The following is a 22,052-nucleotide window of genomic DNA, read 5'->3' as shown; positions in this document are numbered from 1 at the left end:
TATATAAAATGAAAAATATTATTTTAAATAACGGTCTCGAAATGCCATTGTTAGGATTTGGGGTTTATCAAATTCCAGATGCTGACGAATGTGAAAAAAGTGTGCTAAATGCTATCGAAGCAGGTTATAGATTAATTGATACCGCTACGGCTTACGGTAATGAAGAAGCGGTAGGGAAAGCCATTCAAAAAAGCAGAGTGCCACGTGAAGATTTGTTTATTACTACAAAACTTTGGGTTTCAGACACAGGTTACGAAAAAACTAAAAAAGCGTTTGAAACTTCGTTAGAAAAACTACAATTAGAGTATCTTGATTTGTATTTAATTCATCAGCCTTATGGAGATGTTTACGGTTCATGGCGCGCAATGGAAGAATTATATGAAGAGGGGAGAATAAAAGCTATTGGCGTAAGTAATTTTTATCCGGACCGTTTGCTGGATCTGATTATTCATAACAAAATAGTTCCGGCTGTTAATCAAATTGAGACACATCCTTTTCATCAGCAAATTGAGACACAAAATTTTTTGAAAGAAAACAAAGTGCAAATAGAAAGTTGGGGACCATTTGCAGAAGGTCGAAATAATATGTTTACCAACAAATTATTGGTTTCAATAGCGGGTAAATACAATAAAAGTGTGGCACAAATTATCTTGCGCTGGTTGATCCAGAGAGAAGTTGTGGCGATTCCGAAATCAGTTAAAAAAGAAAGAATTGCTGAAAATATTGATATTTTTGATTTTGAATTATCTTTAGAAGATATGGATGTAATTTCGATTTTAGATACTAAAAAAAGTGTTTTCTTCGATCATCGCGATCCTGAAATTGTAAAATGGATTGGTAGTCGATAGTGTGGAAACGGATAAAACAGCAGATAATAAATCGCAAATTCTGGAGATAACGCGCCAATTGACACAGTTGATGATTGAAAGGAATACAATAGAAATCAATGCTATTTTGGATGCAAACTTTACGCTCACACATATTACGGGATATGTGCAGTCAAAAGAAGAATGGTTTTCTGAAATTGAAAGTGAGCGAATGAAATATTACTCCTTTCAGGAAGTTAAAACTTCAGTAACAATTGATGGAGATAAAGCGGTGTTTGTTGGTCAGAACATTTTAGATGCCAGAATTTGGGGAACCAGAAATAATTGGCGTTTACAGCAAACAATGCAATTGGAAAAACGAAAAGGAAAGTGGATTATACTAAAATCGGTAGCTACCACTTTTTGAATAAAATTAATATAAAAAATGAAATTATGGAAAAGAGAATATTAGGAACACAAGGATTAGAAGTTTCTGCACTGGGATTAGGTTGTATGGGATTGAGTTTTGCTTATGGTGCGGTGATAGAAAAACAACAGGCAATAAAAATAATCAGAGAAGCACACGAGCAGGGAATTAACTTTTTTGATACTGCCGAAGCTTACGGAATTGCCAACGAAGAACTGGTAGGAGAAGCTTTAAGTCCCTTTAGAAAAGAAGTTGTTATTGCGACAAAGTTTGGTTTTAAAGGAGGAAATGCACTTAACGGACAAGATAGCCGACCAGAAAACATCAGGGCCGTTGCCGAGGAATCTTTAAGACGTTTGAAAACTGATGTTATTGATTTGTTTTACCAACACAGAGTAGATCAAAATGTGCCAATAGAAGATGTGGCCGGAACGGTAAGAGATCTAATACAAGAAGGAAAAGTAAAATACTTTGGAATGTCTGAAGCTAGCGTGACCTCTATTAGAAAAGCGCACGCAGTTCAACCTGTAACAGCTTTGCAAAGCGAATATTCGATTTGGTGGAGAGAACCGGAATTAGAAATTTTGCCGGCACTAGAAGAATTAGGAATTGGTTTTGTATCATTTAGCCCGTTAGGAAGAGGTTTTTTAACCGGAGCGATTACTGAAAACACAAGCTTTGAGTCTACGGACTTTAGAAGTACTTTGCCTCGTTTTAGTGAAGAAAACAGAAAAGCAAATCAGAAATTAGTTGATTTACTGGCGATAATTGCTTCTCAAAAGCAAGCAACTCCAGCGCAAATTGCCTTAGGTTGGTTATTGGCACAAAAACCTTGGATTGTACCAATTCCGGGAACAACAAAATCACACCGATTAACAGAAAATATTGGTGGAGCCTCAATTAATTTATCGACAGAAGACGTTAAAAAAATTGACGATGCTTTTGCTCAAACCACAATACAAGGAGATAGATACCCGGCTCATTTGCAAAAAGCAGTAGGTAAATAAAATAAACAAACCCCTTAAATAGTAATTATTTAAGGGGTTTGTTTTTATATGAAAATTGATTTACAAAGTAAAACTATTTGTCTTTTAATAATTTTTCTAAATATTCGATTTTAACTTTTTTAGCTTGTAATAAACGTTCGTAAAGTTTTTTGTTTTCCTTTACTGATTCCATTAGTTTTTCCAATGGATTGAAAGTGCAATGATTTGCATTGTTAACCAGTCCGTTCGCAATACTATTATCATTAAAAGTATTAAAATAACTAATCATATTTTCTTCTGAGAAATTTTTAATTACTTCTACACTCACACCAAGTGCCTTGCGATATCAGTAAGTTTTTCCTGATCAATAGTTTCGCCGTTTTCTATAGCCGAAACTGATTATTGATTCGTTCCTAAAGCTTGCACCAAAGCTTCTTGTTTAAGGTCTTTCAGTTCATGAATACGGCTAATTTTTCGCCCTATATGATATGGTTTTCTTACTGTGCTCATAGTTCAAAGATATTTAAAATTCTTTAAAATTTTTCGGGTTTGGTAAAACACATTGCTTTAGCTGTAAAATACATTTTTATAAAATTGTATAAAAATGTAGTGTTTTGAAAAAAGTACAATTTTTCAGACAATGTAATGCTTTGAAAATATTGAATTATGAGGTTTGTTGTTTATTCCTCTTCTTCTAAACCATCAACGGCAGAAATCTGATCCAGTATATTGGTTTGGTTGGGCGAAATGTAGTTTTTTACTTCAGGAGTGTTTTCTTTCTTAAAAAGAATGTCTAATGCGTTGTAAAGTCTTAGTAAAACATCTCTGTCTTCTTTTTCAATTTCTAAAGCTGTATTAAAATTAAAAACGTAGTTATTCGAATTGCGTACTTCTACTTTTATCGTTTTTGATGTGATTTTAAATTTAACTATATCCATTGTTGCTTCTTTTTTAGATATTTGAGATGTTCTTATGAAGTTTTTTAAACAAAACTACAATAAAAAAACCCTAATCAATTGATGATTAGGGTTTTGTTTTTATGTAGCGAGGACGGGAGTTGAACCCGTGACCTCAGGGTTATGAATCCTGCGCTCTAACCAACTGAGCTACCTCGCCAAGATTGCAAGTGAACCGTGTTCCTCATTGCGGGTGCAAAGATAGAAATATTATTAAAGCTTACAAGAATAAAATGAAGAAAAAATAATTTTTTTAAAAATGCATTGTTTTTGGACATATATTCTTATATTTCCAAAAAATTAAAAGTAGCACATGGAGTCAAAAATACGTTACGAAATCGAGTTTCCCATAAATTCTTCGCCGCAATTATTGTATCAATATATATCAACGCCGTCAGGTTTGTCAGAATGGTTTGCAGATAATGTAAATTCAAGAGGCGAATTTTTCACTTTTATCTGGAACGACTCGCAGGAAAAAGCGCGTTTAGCTTCTAAAAAAACAGGAGAAAAAGTAAAATTCAAATGGGTTGATGAAAGCAGTAAGGATACTGAATACTTTTTTGAACTTCATATTTTGGTTGATGAATTAACAAAAGATGTATCATTAATGGTAGTCGATTTTGCTGAAAAAGAAGAAGTAGGAGAAGCTAAACAATTGTGGGAGAATCAGATTTCAGATCTGAAACATCTTATAGGTTCTGTTTAGTGAATTTCTATTTTATACCTTATATTTGCCCTGAACAAAATTCAGGGTTTTTTTATGATCAATTTTAACGGAAACATAGTAGCGCAGGACGATAATATATTAACTCAAAATCGTGCTTTTTTGTACGGAGACGGAGTTTTTGAAACGCTAAAAATAGTCAATAATAAAATCTTGTTTCTTGAAGATCATTATTTTAGGTTAATGGCTTCGATGCGTGTAGTTCGAATGGAAATTCCTATGAACTTTACAATGGAGTATTTTGAAGAAGAGGTTTTAAGCCTGGTGAATCAAAAAAGTATTTCGGCATCAGCCAGAGCAAGAATTACTGTTTTTAGAAAAGACGGAGGTTTGTATTTACCAAAAACGAATGAAGTTTCATATTTAATTCACGCAACTGCACTTGAAAGCGTTTCTTATGCTGTAAATATTGCCGAATATGAAGTTGATTTGTATAAAGACTTCTATGTAACCAAGCAGTTATTATCGTCTATTAAAACGACTAATAAATTGATAAATGTTACGGGAAGCATTTTTGCACACGAAAATGGTCTTGCCAATTGCATTTTAGTAAACGATACTAAAAATGTTGTAGAAGCATTGCAAGGCAATTTGTTTATGGTTATGGGTAAAAAACTGATCACTCCGCCAATTTCCGAAGGATGTCTGAACGGAATTATGCGCAAACAAATAATAGCTCTGGCTAAAAAAGTTGAAGGCATAGAAATGCTTGAAGAAATAATTTCGCCATTTGATCTTCAAAAAGCTGACGAATTATTTCTGACAAATGTAATCACAGGGATACAACCGATAACTAAGTATCGAAAAAAGGAGTTTACAAGTAATCTGGCGCATTTATTAGTGCAGAAACTAAATGAATCCATTTCTGAAAATTAATTCAGATATGGATTTTCAGGTGCATTCGACCAAATAAGATAATCGCCTCCGAGCTCAATAATCTGCTCTTTCCAAAAATGGGTGGTTGACTTTCCGATAATTTTATTTTTATAACTATTATCAGTGATGATCCATGAGTTTCCTTGCATTTCATTCTCAAGCTGATTTTCGTCCCAACCAGTATAACCTAAGAAAAAGCGAATATTGTTTTTGCCAATAGATCCGTCGTTTATTAAGTCTTTGGTCGATTCGAAATCACCTCCCCAATAAATCCCATTTGAAATCTCAACACTATTTGGAATCAATTCCGGGATATTGTGAATAAAATAAAGGTTGTCTTGTTCAACCGGCCCCCCGTTGTATATCTTGAAAGTGGCATCAATCTCAGGAATTAAATCATTAATAGTATACTTTAATGGCTTATTAATGATAAAACCTATCGATCCTTCTTTGTTATGGTCTGCTAATAAAATTACCGATCTATTAAAAGATAAATCTCCAATTATAGAAGGCTCGGCAATAAGCAGGTGTCCTTTTTTTAATTTTTCTGAAATCATACGGCTACAATTTTTATTAAATTTAATAATAAAATTTTTAAAATCACAAATAAAATCGTTAAACCGCATAAAAAAACCCTCCATGGGGAGGGTTTTGATTATATTATAAGTTTAGAGAACTTTCTTACTTAGTTCACTGCACCTTCTAATTCAGCTCCAGCTTTAAATTTTACTACATTTTTAGCAGCAATCTGAATAGTTTTTCCTGTTTGAGGGTTTCTTCCGTCTCTTGCAGCTCTAGCAGATACAGACCATGATCCAAAACCTACTAATGAAACTCTCCCACCTTTTTTCAAAGTAGCTCCTACGTTTCCTAAAAATGACTCTAAAGCTAATTTTGCCGCAGCTTTTGTGATTCCTGCATCAGCAGCGATAGCATCGATTAATTCTGATTTGTTCATAATAATTAGTTATTAATTGTTGGTTAAAAAAAATTGTTAATACACAAATTTAGTAGGAAATCCGTTCCTTGCAAGTGTTTTCTTTAATTTTAGCAAAAATTGTTGATAACTTGCTTTTTTTGTTCATAACGCAAGTCGTTTTCCGCTCAAAATCAGGTAAAAACCCCTGTTTTACTGACCTTAATAGACCTTTGTGCTATCAGAAAATGTTATACCGTTCAATAATTCGGCAACTTGCATTCTCTTTTTTCCTGGTAATTGCAAACCTAAAAGCTGAATAAAGCCATCTTTGATCGCGATCTTGATTTCTTTTTTGCTGCTAATCAAGCTTCCAACTTCATAAGAATGGGATTCCTCAATAAGTTTTGCCTCGTATATTTTGATACTTAATTCTTCCTCCTTGTCTTTTAAGAAGCACCAGGAAGCCGGATATGGACTTAATCCGCGAATTAAATTATTGATTTCTTCTCCGGATTTGGTCCAGTCGATCTTACAATTTTCCTTATTGAGTTTGTAAGCCGTTTTAATTTCGGCATCATCTTTCTGGATTGTTGTTGTTACATTTCCGCTTTCGATAACCTTTAAAGTTTCAATTACCGTTTCGCTTCCTAGCAACATTAATCGGTCGTGTAATTGTCCTGCATTTTCTTCCGGTTCAATAGCAATTTCCGAATTTAAGATCATTGCGCCGGTGTCGATTTTGTCATCAATAAAGAAAGTGGTAACGCCCGTTTTTGTTTCTCCATTAATAATAGCCCAGTTAATAGGTGCAGCGCCACGATAATTTGGTAATAAAGACGCATGAAGATTAAAGGTGCCCAAGCTTGGCATTTCCCAAACTACTTTTGGTAACATTCTAAAAGCAACAACAATTTGTAAATTAGCATTCAGAGCCTTTAATTCGGCAAGAAAACTTTCATCTTTTAAATTTGTGGGTTGCAATAAGGTAAGATTGTTCGCCAGTGCATATTCTTTTACTGCCGAATATTTTATTTTTTGTCCGCGTCCAGCCGGTTTGTCTGCAGCGGTAATAACGCCAACAACATCGTAATTGTTTTTGATAATGGTGTCCAAAATGCCAACAGCAAATTCCGGAGTTCCCATGAATATGATTCTCAATTTTTCCATTATAATTTTAAAGTGTATTTATTATTAGGCTGAATGATAATGTAATTGTTTTCAAGTAATTCCTGAAGCGCCAAAATTACATCCTTTGTATCTAGTTTTATTTTAGCCTCGATCTCTCTCGAAGTCAAAGCTGCTGTTCTCAACAAGTGCAGGATTTTATCTGCAATCGAATCCGCTTCCGTTATTTTTCCCTTTTGGGTAATGCAATACGAGCAGACTCCGCAATTTTTAATTGTTTCTTCTCCAAAATAATCCAGGATCAATCGGTTTTTACATGTTTTATTGTCCTTTATATAATGCAGGACAGATAAAAGCTGATCTTTTTTGAGTTGATTTTGTTTTTCGAGATATTTTGCAACCCTGTTTATGGTAAGGTTGTCTTCGCGTACTTCATTAAATAATATAGTAGCGTCGTTGTTTTTTGCTTTATAATCGATAATATCTTTCTCTTTTAGTTTGTCTAAAACAGCTGAAACCTGTGCCTCGGTATGATTTGATTTTTTTGCAATCAGCGAAATATTAAACGGAGTTTTCATTTCGTAAATTCCGGGATAAGTTCTCAGAATTGCCAGAATAATTTCTTCGTCATTTGAATTCAGGCTCATGTACCGAATTACTTCTTTTGATTCAATCAAAAACTGCATTGTAATTTTCTCAGAGAATTCCTGAGACATCGTAATAATTCCCTGCTGATTCAAAAACTGCAAAGCATTGTAAGTTTTAAGGGTAGGGAAGTCGTACTTCTGGCAAAAATGATTTAGTTTAAACGAAAATGATTCGTCCAGACCTTCGCCGTAAGCAATCTGAAAATAATTGCAAAGTTTGATATACATCGCATTCAGAAATTTTTTATCAGGAAGAATACTTAAAAATTGTTGTTCTGTTTGATTCCCATCTGATGAGTTGGTCAAAACAACCGAAAATGCTTTTTCTCCATTTCGTCCTGCTCTTCCGGATTCCTGGTAATAGTTTTCTATATTTTCAGGAAGCTGAGTATGAATAACCGTTTTTACGTTGTCTTTGTCGATTCCCATTCCAAACGCATTCGTGGCAACAATAACCTGAGATTGTTGTGACATCCACAATTGCATGTTTTTGTCTTTTTCTTTTGATGAAAGTCCACCGTGATAATAAGTCGCCTTAAATCCTAACGATTGCAATTGCGTCGACATATTCAGGCAAGATTTTCTATTTCTGACATATATAATAGAAGGCTGCGGATTTTTCTTTAAAATTTGCTCTACACGGTACAATTTGTCTTCAACTTCAAAAACCATGTAGGCAATATTTTTCCTTTCAAAAGATTGCTGAAAAAGTATAGGGTCTTTTAGTCCTAATTCAGTTTTAATATCTTCAATAACCCTTGGAGTTGCTGTGGCGGTCAAAGCTAAAAATGGAATTTTCGGGAAGTGTTTTTTAAGTTCTGAAATCTTCAAATAAGCAGGACGAAAATCATGTCCCCATTGCGAAACACAATGTGCTTCATCAATGGCGATTAAGTTTATTGGAAGATTTTTGATACGTTCCAAAATCCAGTCGGATTGTAATCGTTCGGGAGAAAGATATAGAAACTTGTAATTTCCGTATTGGCAATTGTCAAGAAGGTCAATGATTTCCTCCGTGTGAATTCCTCCTGTAAGGGCGATGGCTTTAATTTCCCGCTTCTGCAAATTCCCTACCTGGTCTTTCATCAAAGCGACCAGAGGCGAAACGACCAAACAAATACCTTCCTGCATCATGGCCGGAACCTGAAAACAAATCGATTTCCCGCCACCGGTTGGTAGTAAGGCAAAAGTGTCCTGGCCGTCCAAAACCGAGTCAATAATCTCCTTTTGCAACGGTCTAAAACTGTCGTGTTTCCAATATTTTAAAAGAATTTCTTGCGCTTCTGGCATTGGTGTCATTTTAAAGTTAAAAAATTTAGAAATCAGTTTCTAGTTTTGCAACTTTAAACACCTGCCTAAATTTTATCTAAGATATAAAGAATTCTGTTCTCAACCGTATCTTTTGGTACTTCAATTAAGTCGTAGCCATATTTCTTATACGTTTCAACAAGGTGTTTTTGAATTGTTAGTGCCTGTTCAAAATTTTCGTAACGCTCTGTATCGCATTCGTAAATTTCTTCCCAAGGTGGTAAAATAAAAGTTTTGGTGTATTTAAAATCCTCGCACGCCTTTACAAAATGTGCTGGATAATCATCACCAATATAATCCATATAAGCGACAACATCTGGAATACCGCGATCTATAAAAACTACATCATCAGGTTCTTCAAGAGCATCTTTGAATTGTTTAATGCGTCCTTCAAGTAACATTTCGCTAAATAATAAAGGTTGTTCCAGAAACAATTGGTCAATTCCCCGTTGTTGTGCTTCGAGTGTAACTTGTCTTGAAATTTCAGGATAACAGCAGTAGCCACGAGCTACCAATTCGTTAATAAGAGTAGATTTTCCCGTTCCCGGGCCACCAATGAGAACTATGATTTGTTTTTGCACTTTCTTAAAATAAAGCGCAAATTTACCTAAACTTATTGTATTTAAAAAGATTATTTTGCCTTGAGCGAACGATTTCGCAATTTTATGTGAATTAGGAGGTTTGGAATCAGTTATTCGTTGCAATCTTTTGCTTTTTAAAGAAAAAAACGAGAGGTTTTTTCTTCATGCTTCGGAACGTTGAAACAAAACAGTTCAAAAATGAAAATAATCCTATGCAAATGTTATCGCAACTGGACTAAAGTCCAGCTCTGTAAAATAGATCGTTCCTCCGGAACTAAATAAAAAAAAAGTCGTAGACTCGGCAAATATTGTAGGGCTGGACTTTAGTCCAGTTTATATTGGTCGGTAGAAAAACAAAGATGGGTTGGCGAAAATGTCCTGTAAGGCCTATTCGCAAAACAAATATTTCTCAGAACCCACACCTTTCTTTTGCGAAGGAATAATAATATGGGACTCAAATTTCTTTCCTTTCAACACATCATTTACAAAATCCAGAACATATTGTTGACCTTGGTGGAAAAGATAACCTGATAATTCATGTCCGCCGCCGCAAAAAGTGATTAGTTCAATGTCTTTGTGTAGATCATTCATATGATTGTAAACCGCATAAGATCCAAAAAGAATCATCCAGCCCGATGCATTTGTAGGGCAGGAGCGATGCGAACCAGCACTATACGGAACGGTATCATCGTTATTTCCGTGTGCCAACAACATTGGAATCGCTTTTTCTTTTGTAATTAAATTAATATCCTGAATGGCGCCTGATCCTCCAATAAAACCTTTGTACTTGAAGTTTTCCGGAAGATTGTTTTTGTATAAATTCATGAGTTTATAATCCCAGAACGAAGCATGAAAACCAATTTCGGCTCCCGCACTAATTCCTGAGATGAATATTTTAGAAGTATCAATATTGTATTTATTGGCATTTTCGATCAAAAACGAAGTTGCCTGCCACATATCGCTCACGCCAATCTGGATTGCTTTTATCTTTTCGGTCAACGTTCCTTTACAACCAAAATCTTTTCCTTTCATATATAAGCTGTACGAAATACTCGCAACCGCATAGCCATTTTTTGCCATGAACATTCCAAATTCTTTTTCGCTCGTACGTTCTCCGCCAGAAAATCCTCCGCCGAATGCAAAAATAATTAACGGAAGTTTTTCGTTTGTTTTCTTTTGAGGTAAGTATAAATCCAGATCCAGTTTGATGGTGTCATTCTGAAAATAAGTCATCGTTTTGATTTCCTGTCCGTGAATGTTATTGATTGTAAGTGCGATAAAAAATAAGAGAATTTTTTTCATTGTAATGTTTTTTTTGAATCGCAAAGTAGCGAAGGAACAAAGTTTTTTAACTTATGACTGTTTAAGCTTTGCGCCTTCGTGACTTTGTTGCAAATTTAGAAGCAAAGTTTCTCAAATATAAAAGTTTGCCGCCAGTTTTACGAATTTTTACGGATTTTAACTTTAGGATTAATCAAAAAAGAGTGAAAGCAGAGGATACATTTACCACAATATAATTCGTGTAAATTAGTGAAATTCGTGGCAAAGAATCGATGCTTTCTTCAATGAAAAAAATCTAAAACCGAAAATCTGAAATCTGAAATCAAAAACGTATATTTGCTTTCTATTTTAAAGTGCAAATGGAGAACGATAAAGAAAAAAACACCGCCGAATTTTACGAAAGATTAAAGGTTGAGTTAGATAACTCAAATACTTGGCCTGCAGAATATTTGTATAAATTTATAATGCCTTCGGTAGACGATAATGTGGAGCGAGTTGAAAAAGCTTTTGACAGTATGGGCGCGGTAATTAAAACAACAAAATCTAAAACAGGTAAATTTACCAGTGTTTCTATAGATGTTACAATGCATAGTGCTGATCATGTGATTAGCAAATACATTGAAGTTTCTACAATAGAAGGTATAGTTTCATTATAAGTTATGGTCGAAAAATATAAAAAAGAAGTAGCGAATGACGTTGTTTTCAATTTAGAATATAATTCTGAAAGACAGCGTTTACTTATTCCGGAATATGGTCGTCATTTGCAAAAACTGATTGATCAGGCAACTATTATTGAAGATGATGAAATGCGCAACAAAGCTGCGAAATACATTATTCAGGTTATGGGAAGTCTGAATCCTCATTTGCGTGATGTACCGGATTTTCAACATAAATTATGGGATCAGCTATTTATTATGTCTGATTTTAAATTAAATGTAGAATCGCCATATCCAATTCCGTCGAGAGATGTATTGCAGCTAAAACCGGATGTTTTACAGTATCCGCAAAATTTTCCTAAATACAGATTTTATGGTAACAATATCAAATACATGATTGATGTTGCTAATAGATGGGAAGATGGTGAAATGAAAAATGCATTGATATTGGTAATTGCCAATCATATGAAAAAATCATATTTAAGCTGGAACAAAGACACAGTAAAAGATGATGTGATTTTTGAGCATTTATATGAATTGTCAGGAGGTAAAATTAATTTATTACAAAGCACAGAAGAGCTTTTGAATACAACAGATTTATTGCGTACCAACAAACGCATGTCTAATAAAATTACGCCAGCCGGACCTCCAAAAATCCAAAGTAATAAAAACAATATTAAAGGCGGAAAACCAAAACCTTTTCAGAAAAACAACAATCAAAAGTAGAAAAAGTTGCTAGTTGTCTAAGATGTTAAGTTGCTGGGTCTTTCTTAAACTTAGTAACTCAGAACCTTAGTAACTCAAAACCTTAAAAAAAACAATCAGAAATAAAAAGTTGCTAGCAGCTAATCTACTAAGTACCTCAAAAAAAACTTAGAACCTTAGAACCTCAGTAACTCAGAACCTAAAAAAGAAATATGGGAATTTTTAAAATCGAAGGAGGAACTCCTTTAAAGGGAGAAATTACTCCGCAAGGAGCAAAGAATGAGGCATTACAAATTTTATGTGCCGTGCTTCTAACGGGGGATAAAGTAAAAATTAATAATATTCCCGATATTATTGACATTAATAAATTAATCACATTGTTGGGTAATTTAGGAGTGAAAATTCAACGAAATGAACCGGGTTCGATTACGTTTCAGGCCGATGAGGTTAATGTTGGATATTTAGAAACCGAAGCTTTCAAAAAAGAAGGTGGAGCATTACGTGGTTCTATTATGATTGTTGGACCACTATTAGCACGTTTCGGAAAAGGATATATTCCAAAACCGGGAGGAGATAAAATTGGACGTCGCAGATTAGATACACACTTTGAAGGTTTTATTAACCTTGGAGCGAAATTCAGATACAATAGAGAAGATCACTTTTACGGAGTTGAATCTCCGGAAGAAGGATTACAAGGAACAGATATGCTGCTTGACGAAGCATCAGTTACCGGAACAGCAAATATCGTAATGGCTGCTGTTTTAGCAAATGGAAAAACGACAGTTTATAATGCTGCCTGTGAACCTTATTTGCAACAATTATGCAAAATGTTAAACTCAATGGGAGCTAAGATCACAGGAGTTGGATCTAACTTATTGACCATCGAAGGTGTTAAAAGCCTTGGCGGATGCGAGCATAGAATTTTACCGGATATGATTGAAATTGGTTCTTGGATTGGTCTTGCGGCTATGACAAAAAGCGAAATCACGATCAAAAATGTAAGCTGGGGAAACTTAGGTTTGATCCCGAATACTTTTAGAAAATTAGGTATTACAATCGAAAAACGCGGAGACGATATTTATATCCCTGCTCACGTTGATGGGTATGAAGTAAAAACAGATATTGATGGTTCTATTCTGACAATTGCAGATGCGCCATGGCCAGGATTTACACCTGACTTATTGAGCATTGTTTTGGTTGTGGCAACACAAGCGAAAGGAGATGTTTTGATTCACCAAAAAATGTTTGAAAGCCGTTTGTTCTTCGTAGATAAATTAATTGACATGGGAGCTAAAATTATGTTATGTGATCCGCACAGAGCAGTTGTTATGGGACATAATTTTGAATCTCAATTAAAAGCTACAACAATGTCATCTCCTGATATTCGTGCGGGGATTTCATTATTAATTGCTGCATTATCTGCAAAAGGAACAAGTACAATTCAGAATATTGAACAAATCGATCGTGGATATGAGCGTATCGACGAGCGTTTGAGAGCGATTGGAGCAAAAATTATAAGAGCATAAATAAATATTTAGTCAAATAAATATTCAAAATAAACCATTAGGAGGTTAAGGAAAATTAAGATTGCAATATCTTAATGAAACTTAATATCTTAATGGTTTTTATATCTTAAAACTTGATTTTAAAATCCGTTAAAAGTCTCACATGACAAATGAACAAAAAGCTATAAAAGCTACTATATTTAGTATAGTTGGAAACACCTGTTTGGCCGTTATAAAAGGTTTGGCAGGTTTTTTTGGCAATTCCTATGCCTTGATTGCAGATGCAATCGAATCGACTACAGATATATTTTCGTCTTGTCTGGTTTTGTTCGGAATAAAATATTCAAACAAACCCGCAGATGAAAACCATCCTTACGGTCACGGTCGTGCAGAACCACTGATTACCTTTTTGGTAGTTGGTTTTTTAATTACTTCTGCGACCATTATTGGTTACGAAAGTATTGCCAATATTCAAAATCCGCATGATTTGCCAAAATCCTGGACCTTATATGTTTTGGGAGCTATTATTGTCTGGAAAGAATATTCGTTTCGTTTAGTGATGAAACGCAGTAAGCAAACCAATAGTTCATCATTGGCAGCTGATGCATGGCACCATCGAAGTGATGCCATTACTTCTGTAGCGGCATTTGTCGGGATTTCGATTGCACTTATTATGGGAAAAGGGTATGAATCAGCAGATGACTGGGCGGCACTTTTTGCTGCTTTTTTTATCTTATATAACAGCTATAAGATTTTCAGGCCGGCACTTGGCGAAATTATGGACGAAAATTTAAACGATGACTTAGTTGAAGAGATTCGAATAAAATCTCTAACCGTTATTGGTATTCTGGGAACTGAAAAATGTTTTATCCGTAAAGCCGGAATGAAATATCATGTCGATCTCCATGCTATTGTATCAGCCAAAATTTCGGTAAAAGAAGGACATGATTTGTCACACAAACTACAAGATACTTTAAAAGAAAAAATACCTCAATTGGGGAATGTCTTAATACATATTGAACCGGATGATTATCACTAGGAGAGCTTCAAAGTGACAAGGTTTCAAAGTAGTTGCAAAGGCTTGTAATATGTTATGAACCGCTGTCAAAGTTCAAAACTTGTCAAAGATAAAATCTCAAATCCGCTTATTCTTTCAGAGAGTAAGCGGATTTTTTTATAGTCGTTTTCGCCGTGGCGAACGGGCTATCCGCCATATCTTTTACTTTTTAAAGAAAAAAGCAAAAGGATATCGCTTCTCCCTCTAACGCGATCCGGGATAATGATAACATTTGCGGTTTTTTTGTCACTTCGACGAAGTAGAAGTCACATAAAGAAATTCGACTCCAATAATAAAATTTTGAAGAAAAATCATAATTGATTCCTTTGTGATTATGTACAAGACGTGAAAATCGTGATGTGATTTCTACTTCGTCGAAATGACAAGATTGTGCTTATTTAGATAGAAGCCTAATTCAATACATTTAGAATCTTCAAGCCAAAAACAACACCATTTTGCTGAATTCCGCCTTGATAAGAATGAACATAATCCAATCTGAATATCTTGAATTTTCCAAAGCCTAAATTGTCTAAACCAACAGTAAATTCAGTATAAGGTTTCCTGTCCGGAATTGCCAGGGAGTGAAATCCAAGATTCATCGTTGATTTTAAAAGATTCAGCAAAGGAATCTTGTTCATGATAAATCCCGTATCATTATGTTCCAGATGCATTTCAAAATAACTGTCATTTGTACTATTGGCGTAATAAGGCATTAGGTTAAAAACGTTTAGGTAGCGCTCACTTGTGCCAATATGAGTTTGATTTCCGTTAAAATGTCTGTAGTCGATAAAAGAAATATTTTCGGCATTAAAGAATTTTCCCGCTCTTAAATTCATGCCAAGAATTCCTTTGTTTCCTAACGATAAATCGTAAAGAACAGAAGCTCCAATTCGTTCAAATTCGTACTTTTTCTCGCTTGCCGCAAATGCTTTTTCAAAAGCTAAAAATACTGTCGGATATTTTTCGTCCTTAATATTATATCTTCCATCAGGTCTTGAAATGTATTTATTGCCAAAGTTGATTCTGGTACTTAGAGCGGCTTTAAATAAATGATGAGGATCAAATGCCGGCGTTGTAAAATCATTTGGCGCTAACGGATTATTAGAAGAATAGACATCGTCTCTTTTAAAGAAAGAGTAATCTGTTGTATTAAAAAGGGTTTTTCGTTGTTCGTATGCTACTTTTCCAACGATATTAACGCCATTCAGAATGTTTTGCGAGTAATTGATCTGGGCAAATTCGAGATTATACAGCTTCATGTAATTGTCCTTAAAAAATAAAGAACTTATAGAATTGATAAGCTTGCTGATAGGTTCGAAACTATTGAATTGCGCTGTTTTTGTTCCTCCTGAAACTCCAATAGTAGCATAATTGATATTATTAAATTTATGATTGAATTCTCCAACCGCCCTAAAACGTTCGTCTGAAAAACCGTAATTAAAAGTAGTACTGATCGAAGTGCTTTTTCCTTGTTCTTCATTCCACTTTTTAAAAGAAAAACCAGAATCTAAATTAAACCCCTGAACAGTATTAAAACTCAATGATGTGATATTCAATAAACCTTTGTATTCAAAAGAATGCTTCTTGAAAGTATTCTTGTAATCATAGCCCATTAATATATCCAAAACCTTAAACTTGTTGTTTTTTGCATCAAGCGAATCAGTATATTTTTGGGATTTTCTAATTGTTTGAAGACTGTCTTTTTTTGTGTAATCCGTACTTTCTTCAATCGTTAACGGAATGGGTCTGATTTGATTCCAAAAAGCATCGTCTTTTTTATTCGCATTAAGTTCGAACGCAACAACTTCATTTCCAAAAGTCTTTTTTTCAAACGAAGCAGGGAACTCATAGTTTGAATATACATAATTGAATTTCCCCGAGAATTTTACACCAAAAATACCTGCACTAAAATCCAGGGTTTGCGCATTTTTTGTCCAAATTTTGTTTTTTGGATTATAACTAAAGCTTTGTTTTAAGTTCATTACTTCAGTGAATTCATTTTTCATGCGGTATCCTTTTATGACTAAATCTATGGCATAAATGGCAAAACTATCATCGACTATATAAATGTAACCTTCAAAAACAGGTTCCTTATCACGTTTAGGAATTACTTTGATTTTGTAAATCTGTTGATTATTATCGTCATAAAAACTCCCCTCAAGTTTGTATTTGTAATAGCTGAAAGCATTATCTGCAATAGGGGAGATCAGCTTAACGTCAAAGTCCAGCGTATTGTCATAAAAATCGTAAGTCGATAATGAAGCGGTATTGTAACTATAACCCTTGTTGTTTCCGGATATTTTAGAAGCAATGATTTTCTCTTTTAATTTGTCCGGTTTTTCGAAAATAATTTTAGATATGGTTTCAGATAAGTATAAAATCCCCGATCCCGTAGAGTCCAGATTTGATGCCATGTCAACTCCAAGATCTACTTTTTTGCCAAGAATTTTTTTAGGTAAATCTTTGACTTTAAACATTCCTTTAGAATAAAAATCAGCCGTGTATCGTGCTGTTTTATCTGAATTGTCTTTTTTGTTCGCAATAGCATTTTTTATGATTGCAATTGCCGGATTATTTTTGGGATCAATTACGACTTCGTTTAATGCAAAACTTTCTTCATGCATTTTTACATCCAACGTAAAAGTTTTCGAATCAGGAGAAACTGAGATTTTTTGTGTTTTGAAGCCTAAATACTGAAAAGTAATCTTGTTCTTGCCCGGTTCTTTTACGTTAAGTTGATATTTTCCCTGTTCGTTAGAAGTAGTTCCGCTATAAGTGTTTTCTTCAAAGACAGAAACAAAAGGCAGCGGATTACACTTTTCGTCAGTGATAGTTCCCTTTATTTGAGCAAAATTGGAGATCGAAAAAAATAAAAAGGCTAGTAAAGTATAGTTTTTCATGAAAGTGGTTTCTCTCACAAAAATAGAATAAGTTAAAAACGAGCCTATTAATTATTTGTTAAATTGTTTGTCAGGCTGAGCGGACTGAAAGCTCTCTCATTTTCAATAGTCTTCGACTTCTCTCAGGGTGACATTCGGTTAGAAAGTTATAAGTATTTACAGGAATGACTGAATGGCCAATTCGTAGCTTTTTAATCCAAAGCCTAAAATTACACCTTTCGCGTTTCCGGACAAATACGATTGATGTCTGAAACTTTCGCGGGCATAAGTATTCGAAATGTGTACTTCGATAACAGGAGTTGTAACCGCTTTTATAGCATCGCCTAAACCTATTGAAGTATGAGTATAAGCACCGGCATTCAAAATAATTCCGTCATATGTAAAACCATGTTCCTGAATTTTTCCAATCAACTCACCTTCTATATTACTTTGGTAGTAAGAAAGTTCTATGTTAGGGAATTTAGTTTGCAGCGTTTCAAAATAATCTTCAAAAGTTTGGCTTCCGTAAACTTCCGGTTCTCTTTTTCCTAATAGATTCAAATTGGGGCCGTTGATTATAGCGATTTTCATATTTTAAAGATATTTTGTGCGATTTAAAACATTTAGTTTTTTAAACCATATAAGAAATAGAAGTTCAATTAAGCTAAATTAATTTTATTGGTTGAAATTGTTTTTGAAATTGTCATAGAACTTGGTAAAAATAAAAAAACCGTTCTAATTAATAGAACGGTTTTCTTAAAAGTATGTGATAAATTTTTTTAGAACAACATTATTCCAGCTGAAAGTTGTATAACAGAGTTTCTTACATTTGCATCTTTTGATGCTTCTGTAAGTCCGATTCCATAACGAGCTTGCACAAAAATACTTTCTGTAAGTTTTAGACCTAAACCAGCATTAAGTCCGAAATCGAATGTTTTAGTGTCTCCAAGGTTAACATTATCTTTGTCGCTTACTAAAAATTGAGCTTGTGGTCCCACCTCTAAGCTAAATGATTTACTTAAATAAATTTTAGCCATTACCGGAATAGATATATATCCCAAGTCATTTTTTACTTCTTGGTTCACATCTTTAAATTTATAAGATGCTCCTTGAGTAGAGTATAAAAGTTCAGGTTGAATAGAGAATTTTTCTAATAATTTAATTTCAGCAACTAAACCTGCATGAAAGTTTGTTATTCCTTCTTTGTCAATATTCTGACTTGGAAATGCGTCTCCAGTTTGGCTAGCAAAGTTAACCCCTGCTTTTACCCCAATTTTTAGTAATTGTGCCTGAATTGTAGCTGATGTTGCGATGAACAGAACAGCCGCTAAAATTATTTTTTTCATAAAAGTGTTTTTAAATTTGGTATTTTTTTAATGTTATCTATTAGTCAAAACTACATTATTTTAATTTTATTGTTTTATATATAGCTTTAAATAATTAACAAAAATCTCACGTATTTATGTTTTTTATTAACCTTCGTTTTTTACTTCATTGGCTAATCTGTTGAAATTCAGCTTTTTGTTTGTAATTAAATTCTGTCTTATTTTAATGCTTTTTGTTTTTATTATGTACTTGTTTTAACAAGTATAAGATTAGTTTTGTTAGGTAATAAATAAAAACACAAACATGATAAAAAATATTTTAGCTGCTATTGCAGTAATGACAATTGGTTTTGCAAGTGCACAAGAGCAAACTAAAAAAGGAAAGTATCTTATTGAAGGTAATACTTCTTTTGGAGCAACGGGAACTGGTAACACAGGCTTTGCATTGCGTTCAGAAGATGGTACTACTTCTTGGAATGTTGGTGCTGAGGGTGGTTATTTTGTAATGGATAATTTAGCTGTAAAAGTAGGATTAGGTTATGGTGATAATGGAGAAGATTATAAGTAAAATAGAGGCTCTGAAAATCGTCTGTATTAAAGTGTTCTCCGTCACCTATCCGAGAATATCAGAGAAAAAGAAGCCGTTGTCATATTTGAAAACAACCTCTTTTGATAAACGGTTACTTTTTCAGTGCCCTCCACATGTGAGAAGGCTTTTTTAATTTAGTATGCCTAATGTGTAACAAATTGTGATTCGTTAATTAATTTTTTAACAGGATTAAGTTTCTAATTACCAATTTATTTGTTAAAATAAAAATTATTTTTTATGAAGTAAATTTTTATATTTGATTATTAATTTAACCAAAACAAATATTATGAAGAAAATTATTTTAGCTGCTATAGCGGTAATGGCATTTGGATTTACTAATGCACAGCAAACAAGATTTGGAATAAAAGGAGGTCTTAATATTTCAACTTTAGTTGGAGGAGATGTTGAAGATACTAAATCGTTAGTCGGTTTTCACGTTGGAGGTTTTGCTGAAATCAAAATTTTTGACAAATTCTTTATCCAGCCAGAGCTTTTGTATTCAACTCAAGGAACTAAGGTTGATGGTCCTTTAGGGACTGATGCAGATCTTAAATTAAATTATTTGAATATTCCGGTTTTAGCTAAATATTATATCGTGGATAAATTTAGCGTTGAAGCTGGTCCACAATTAGGTATTTTGTTATCTGCAAAAGCAAATGGTAGCGATTTTAAAGACTATACAAGGTCTGTAGATTTTGGGTTTAATATTGGTGCAGGATATAATTTTACAGATAATCTTTCTGTAGGTCTTCGTTATACTATAGGATTGTCTCCTATTACAGATAACGAAATTGATAATACAGAAGATTATTATGATAGTGCTAAAAATAGTAACCTTGCTTTATCTTTAGCTTATAAATTCTAATTACTTCTAGAAAATAAATTTTCAAAACCTTCCCTAATCAGGAAGGTTTTTTTTATTTTGTTATTTTTAAGTTGTTGAAAAACAATCGTCTAAATGAATTGTATCAAAAATAAATTTCTATATTTGTATAAGAATATTCTGTCATTATTGTTGTGTTTCTTTTTCTTTAATTTAAAATCTATGAAATGAAAAGAATTATTTTACCAATTATGGCATGTATGTTATTTGGATTTGCAAGTGCCCAATCTACTAGATTTGGAGTAAAAGGCGGACTGAATATCTCGAATTTTACAGGTTATCAGGAAGATGTTAAATCTTTAGCTGGTTTTCATGTTGGAGGATTCGCTGAAATTAAAGTGGCGAAAAAAATTGCGATTCAGCCTGAATTTTTGTTCTCGACTCAGGGTACTACTGTCGAAGGTTAAGGTGGTAATTCGAATGCAAATGTCAAAGTGAATTATTTAAATATTCCGGTTTTGGCTAAATATTATATTACAGATGCTTTTAGTGTTGAGGCTGGACCACAGATTGGGTTTTTGTTGTCAGCCAAAAGTAGAGGGGAAGATATTAAGGATTTGTTTAAATCAACAGATTATGGCCTTAATTTGGGAATCGGGTACGACTTTACGGAAAATTTTGCTCTGGGCGTACGTTATACAATAGGATTGTCAGATATAGCAGATGTTCCTGATGACATTCAGGATTATCCATTTGTTTATAATGCAAGCTTTAAAAATAGCAATTTTGCATTGTCATTAGCATATAAAATTTAATATTTACAGCAACATACTTTATAAAACCTTCTCTAATACGGAAGGTTTTTTTATGCCTAAAAATGTTTTACTTTGTAAGTATGAATTGGAACAGCTATATTAAAGATTATCAGTCGTATTTGCGAATCGAAAGAGGATTGTCGAAAAATACAATCGAGAACTATGGCTTTGATATCGAACGATTATGTTTTTTTTTAGAAACGAATCAAATAGAGGTTTCTCCCTTGAAAATTTCAGATGAAACCGTTCAACAATTTATATATGCTGTTGCAAAAGAAGTGAATCCACGTTCGCAAGCCCGTATTATTTCAGGTTTAAAAAGTTTTTTTGGCTATCTTGTTTTCGAAGATTATAGAAATGATAATCCATTAGAATTAATCGAAACTCCAAAAACAGGACGTAAACTCCCCGATACTTTATCTGTTCAGGAAATAGATTCGCTTATTGCAGCTATTGATTTAAGTACAAACGAAGGCGAACGAAATCGTGCTATTATAGAAACATTATACGGTTGCGGACTTCGGGTTTCGGAGTTGGTTTCGCTAAAGATTTCCGATTTGTTTTTTGACGAAGGGTTTATTAAAATTACGGGAAAAGGAAACAAAGAACGTTTTGTACCAATAGGAAAATATACCCAAAAATACATGCAGATTTATCAAAAAAATATTCGGGGAACCCTAACGATAAAGAAAGGTTTTGAAGATACTTTATTCTTAAACCGAAGAGGAAGTCAGCTCACACGGGCTATGATTTTTACGATTATAAAAGACCTGGCTGTGAAGATTAATCTAAATAAAAATATAAGTCCGCATACGTTGCGACATTCTTTTGCAACGCACTTACTCGAAAATGGCGCTGATTTAAGATCAATTCAGTTAATGTTAGGGCATGAATCGATTACAACTACTGAAATTTATGTTCATTTAGACAGAAGTTTTTTAAAAGAAGTAATGCATTCTTATCATCCCAGAAAATAATTTTATGTGAAGACCTGCCTTTTTAAGTGAAAATTTAATATATTGTGTAAGGTTTTGTGTTAATCTTTAAATAGGAGAGGCATAA

The 22,052-nt window shown here is 33.7% G+C and carries 22 protein-coding genes, 1 tRNA gene and 2 pseudogenes; 13 read left to right on the top strand and 12 right to left on the bottom strand.

All coding sequences use genetic code 11. From position 1 onward, the window contains the following. The first annotated feature begins 8 nt into the window (after positions 1-8). The 3 genes from NJT12_RS07450 to NJT12_RS07440 are packed head-to-tail and all read left to right on the top strand — an operon-like array spanning position 9 to position 2,240. Positions 9-848 carry an aldo/keto reductase gene (locus tag NJT12_RS07450; RefSeq protein WP_271335248.1) on the top strand — a complete coding sequence of 280 codons (840 nt, stop codon included), beginning with the start codon at positions 9-11 and terminating at the stop codon, positions 846-848. Beyond that, positions 835-1,233, top strand: coding sequence for a nuclear transport factor 2 family protein (locus NJT12_RS07445; RefSeq protein ID WP_271335247.1), 399 nt, complete (start codon positions 835-837; stop codon positions 1,231-1,233). The genes NJT12_RS07450 and NJT12_RS07445 overlap by 14 nt, the downstream gene beginning before the upstream one ends. Before the next feature lie 26 nt (positions 1,234-1,259). Further along, positions 1,260-2,240 carry an aldo/keto reductase gene (locus NJT12_RS07440; protein ID WP_271335246.1) on the top strand — a complete coding sequence of 327 codons (981 nt, stop codon included), beginning with the start codon at positions 1,260-1,262 and terminating at the stop codon, positions 2,238-2,240. Positions 2,241-2,313: 73 nt separating this feature from the next. Here NJT12_RS07440 and NJT12_RS07435 read toward each other — a convergent pair. From NJT12_RS07435 to NJT12_RS07425, 3 genes and pseudogenes are all read right to left on the bottom strand, one after another. After that, a pseudogene (locus NJT12_RS07435) lies at positions 2,314-2,729 on the bottom strand (helix-turn-helix domain-containing protein). Positions 2,730-2,899: 170 nt separating this feature from the next. Continuing rightward, positions 2,900-3,157: a hypothetical protein gene (locus NJT12_RS07430; RefSeq protein WP_271335245.1), complete on the bottom strand. Its 258-nt coding sequence runs from the start codon at positions 3,155-3,157 to the stop codon at positions 2,900-2,902. 104 nt (positions 3,158-3,261) lie between these two features. Next, positions 3,262-3,335: transfer RNA gene (locus NJT12_RS07425), tRNA-Met, on the bottom strand. 153 nt (positions 3,336-3,488) lie between these two features. Between NJT12_RS07425 and NJT12_RS07420 the strand changes: the two genes are divergently transcribed. Both NJT12_RS07420 and NJT12_RS07415 read left to right on the top strand, forming a co-directional pair. Next, the gene (locus tag NJT12_RS07420) at positions 3,489-3,881 is read left to right on the top strand and encodes an START-like domain-containing protein (RefSeq protein WP_140509532.1); all 393 of its coding nucleotides are present in this window, start codon (positions 3,489-3,491) and stop codon (positions 3,879-3,881) included. A 54-nt stretch (positions 3,882-3,935) separates the two neighbouring features. Beyond that, positions 3,936-4,775, top strand: a complete 840-nt coding sequence (locus NJT12_RS07415; protein WP_271335243.1) for an aminotransferase class IV — start codon at positions 3,936-3,938, stop codon at positions 4,773-4,775. Here the strand turns inward: NJT12_RS07415 and NJT12_RS07410 are convergent. The 6 genes from NJT12_RS07410 to NJT12_RS07385 form a co-directional block, all read right to left on the bottom strand. Next, on the bottom strand, positions 4,772-5,332 hold the full coding sequence (locus NJT12_RS07410; RefSeq protein ID WP_072959341.1) for a YqgE/AlgH family protein: 561 nt from the start codon (positions 5,330-5,332) through the stop codon (positions 4,772-4,774). The two genes, NJT12_RS07415 and NJT12_RS07410, sit on opposite strands and share 4 nt — an antisense overlap. A 128-nt stretch (positions 5,333-5,460) precedes the next feature. Continuing rightward, positions 5,461-5,733 (bottom strand): HU family DNA-binding protein, encoded by a 273-nt coding sequence (locus NJT12_RS07405; protein WP_017498096.1) that lies wholly within the window; start codon positions 5,731-5,733, stop codon positions 5,461-5,463. A 180-nt stretch (positions 5,734-5,913) separates the two neighbouring features. Continuing rightward, on the bottom strand, positions 5,914-6,861 hold the full coding sequence (gene fmt / locus NJT12_RS07400) for a methionyl-tRNA formyltransferase (RefSeq protein WP_271335242.1): 948 nt from the start codon (positions 6,859-6,861) through the stop codon (positions 5,914-5,916). Then, positions 6,861-8,756, bottom strand: coding sequence for a RecQ family ATP-dependent DNA helicase (locus tag NJT12_RS07395; RefSeq protein ID WP_271335241.1), 1,896 nt, complete (start codon positions 8,754-8,756; stop codon positions 6,861-6,863). The genes fmt and NJT12_RS07395 overlap by 1 nt, the downstream gene beginning before the upstream one ends. 65 nt (positions 8,757-8,821) lie before the next feature. After that, complete coding sequence (locus tag NJT12_RS07390) at positions 8,822-9,355, bottom strand: AAA family ATPase (protein ID WP_271335284.1); 534 nt, start codon at positions 9,353-9,355, stop codon at positions 8,822-8,824. Between the two features lie 387 nt (positions 9,356-9,742). Next, positions 9,743-10,657, bottom strand: a complete 915-nt coding sequence (locus NJT12_RS07385) for a carboxylesterase family protein (protein ID WP_271335240.1) — start codon at positions 10,655-10,657, stop codon at positions 9,743-9,745. Between the two features lie 338 nt (positions 10,658-10,995). Here NJT12_RS07385 and NJT12_RS07380 point away from each other — a divergent pair, with 338 nt between their 5' ends. The 4 genes from NJT12_RS07380 (at position 10,996) to NJT12_RS07365 (ending at position 14,541) form a co-directional block, all read left to right on the top strand. Further along, positions 10,996-11,292 carry a DUF493 family protein gene (locus NJT12_RS07380; protein WP_271335239.1) on the top strand — a complete coding sequence of 99 codons (297 nt, stop codon included), beginning with the start codon at positions 10,996-10,998 and terminating at the stop codon, positions 11,290-11,292. A gap of 3 nt (positions 11,293-11,295) precedes the next feature. Beyond that, entirely contained in the window at positions 11,296-12,018 is a 723-nt protein-coding gene (locus NJT12_RS07375; RefSeq protein WP_271335238.1) for a DUF4290 domain-containing protein, read from the top strand. Between the two features lie 191 nt (positions 12,019-12,209). Continuing rightward, entirely contained in the window at positions 12,210-13,523 is a 1,314-nt protein-coding gene (gene murA / locus NJT12_RS07370; protein ID WP_271335237.1) for a UDP-N-acetylglucosamine 1-carboxyvinyltransferase, read from the top strand. A gap of 142 nt (positions 13,524-13,665) precedes the next feature. After that, entirely contained in the window at positions 13,666-14,541 is an 876-nt protein-coding gene (locus NJT12_RS07365; protein WP_271335236.1) for a cation diffusion facilitator family transporter, read from the top strand. Positions 14,542-14,969: 428 nt separating this feature from the next. Here NJT12_RS07365 and NJT12_RS07360 read toward each other — a convergent pair whose 3' ends face one another. The 3 genes from NJT12_RS07360 to NJT12_RS07350 all read right to left on the bottom strand — a co-directional run bounded on the left by NJT12_RS07360 (position 14,970) and on the right by NJT12_RS07350 (position 18,784). Further along, a complete protein-coding gene (locus NJT12_RS07360; RefSeq protein WP_271335235.1) occupies positions 14,970-17,459 on the bottom strand; it encodes a DUF5686 and carboxypeptidase regulatory-like domain-containing protein in 2,490 nt (829 codons plus the stop codon). 156 nt (positions 17,460-17,615) lie between these two features. Beyond that, positions 17,616-18,029 (bottom strand): type II 3-dehydroquinate dehydratase, encoded by a 414-nt coding sequence (aroQ, locus tag NJT12_RS07355; RefSeq protein ID WP_271335234.1) that lies wholly within the window; start codon positions 18,027-18,029, stop codon positions 17,616-17,618. Positions 18,030-18,217: 188 nt separating this feature from the next. Further along, entirely contained in the window at positions 18,218-18,784 is a 567-nt protein-coding gene (locus NJT12_RS07350) for a porin family protein (RefSeq protein ID WP_271335233.1), read from the bottom strand. A gap of 283 nt (positions 18,785-19,067) precedes the next feature. Between NJT12_RS07350 and NJT12_RS07345 the strand changes: the two genes are divergently transcribed. The 4 genes and pseudogenes from NJT12_RS07345 (at position 19,068) to xerD (ending at position 21,967) form a co-directional block, all read left to right on the top strand. Further along, complete coding sequence (locus tag NJT12_RS07345) at positions 19,068-19,331, top strand: hypothetical protein (protein WP_271335232.1); 264 nt, start codon at positions 19,068-19,070, stop codon at positions 19,329-19,331. A 307-nt stretch (positions 19,332-19,638) separates the two neighbouring features. After that, positions 19,639-20,217 (top strand): porin family protein, encoded by a 579-nt coding sequence (locus NJT12_RS07340; protein WP_271335231.1) that lies wholly within the window; start codon positions 19,639-19,641, stop codon positions 20,215-20,217. Between the two features lie 185 nt (positions 20,218-20,402). After that, a pseudogene (locus NJT12_RS07335) lies at positions 20,403-20,990 on the top strand (porin family protein). Positions 20,991-21,070: 80 nt separating this feature from the next. After that, complete coding sequence (xerD, locus tag NJT12_RS07330; RefSeq protein WP_271335283.1) at positions 21,071-21,967, top strand: site-specific tyrosine recombinase XerD; 897 nt, start codon at positions 21,071-21,073, stop codon at positions 21,965-21,967. Positions 21,968-22,052: the final 85 nt, after the last annotated feature.

Origin of the sequence: Flavobacterium azizsancarii (genome assembly GCF_027980145.1) — a bacterium.
Taxonomy (GTDB): domain Bacteria; phylum Bacteroidota; class Bacteroidia; order Flavobacteriales; family Flavobacteriaceae; genus Flavobacterium; species Flavobacterium azizsancarii.
Note: the sequence above shows the minus strand (reverse complement) of the source record. Positions and strands in the feature narration are given on the sequence as shown.

Excerpts from the sequence above, each read along its gene's own strand:
- NJT12_RS07450 (WP_271335248.1), top strand. The coding sequence starts at position 9 with ATGAAAAATATTATTTTAAATAACGGTCTCGAAATGCCATTGTTAGGA.
- NJT12_RS07440 (WP_271335246.1), top strand. The coding sequence starts at position 1,260 with ATGGAAAAGAGAATATTAGGAACACAAGGATTAGAAGTTTCTGCACTG.
- NJT12_RS07430 (WP_271335245.1), bottom strand. The coding sequence starts at position 3,157 with ATGGATATAGTTAAATTTAAAATCACATCAAAAACGATAAAAGTAGAA.
- NJT12_RS07420 (WP_140509532.1), top strand. The coding sequence starts at position 3,489 with ATGGAGTCAAAAATACGTTACGAAATCGAGTTTCCCATAAATTCTTCG.
- NJT12_RS07415 (WP_271335243.1), top strand. The coding sequence starts at position 3,936 with ATGATCAATTTTAACGGAAACATAGTAGCGCAGGACGATAATATATTA.
- NJT12_RS07410 (WP_072959341.1), bottom strand. The coding sequence starts at position 5,332 with ATGATTTCAGAAAAATTAAAAAAAGGACACCTGCTTATTGCCGAGCCT.
- NJT12_RS07405 (WP_017498096.1), bottom strand. The coding sequence starts at position 5,733 with ATGAACAAATCAGAATTAATCGATGCTATCGCTGCTGATGCAGGAATC.
- fmt (WP_271335242.1), bottom strand. The coding sequence starts at position 6,861 with ATGGAAAAATTGAGAATCATATTCATGGGAACTCCGGAATTTGCTGTT.
- NJT12_RS07395 (WP_271335241.1), bottom strand. The coding sequence starts at position 8,756 with ATGCCAGAAGCGCAAGAAATTCTTTTAAAATATTGGAAACACGACAGT.
- NJT12_RS07385 (WP_271335240.1), bottom strand. The coding sequence starts at position 10,657 with ATGAAAAAAATTCTCTTATTTTTTATCGCACTTACAATCAATAACATT.
- NJT12_RS07380 (WP_271335239.1), top strand. The coding sequence starts at position 10,996 with ATGGAGAACGATAAAGAAAAAAACACCGCCGAATTTTACGAAAGATTA.
- NJT12_RS07375 (WP_271335238.1), top strand. The coding sequence starts at position 11,296 with ATGGTCGAAAAATATAAAAAAGAAGTAGCGAATGACGTTGTTTTCAAT.
- murA (WP_271335237.1), top strand. The coding sequence starts at position 12,210 with ATGGGAATTTTTAAAATCGAAGGAGGAACTCCTTTAAAGGGAGAAATT.
- NJT12_RS07365 (WP_271335236.1), top strand. The coding sequence starts at position 13,666 with ATGACAAATGAACAAAAAGCTATAAAAGCTACTATATTTAGTATAGTT.
- NJT12_RS07360 (WP_271335235.1), bottom strand. The coding sequence starts at position 17,459 with ATGAAAAACTATACTTTACTAGCCTTTTTATTTTTTTCGATCTCCAAT.
- aroQ (WP_271335234.1), bottom strand. The coding sequence starts at position 18,029 with ATGAAAATCGCTATAATCAACGGCCCCAATTTGAATCTATTAGGAAAA.
- NJT12_RS07350 (WP_271335233.1), bottom strand. The coding sequence starts at position 18,784 with ATGAAAAAAATAATTTTAGCGGCTGTTCTGTTCATCGCAACATCAGCT.
- NJT12_RS07345 (WP_271335232.1), top strand. The coding sequence starts at position 19,068 with ATGATAAAAAATATTTTAGCTGCTATTGCAGTAATGACAATTGGTTTT.
- NJT12_RS07340 (WP_271335231.1), top strand. The coding sequence starts at position 19,639 with ATGAAGAAAATTATTTTAGCTGCTATAGCGGTAATGGCATTTGGATTT.
- xerD (WP_271335283.1), top strand. The coding sequence starts at position 21,071 with ATGAATTGGAACAGCTATATTAAAGATTATCAGTCGTATTTGCGAATC.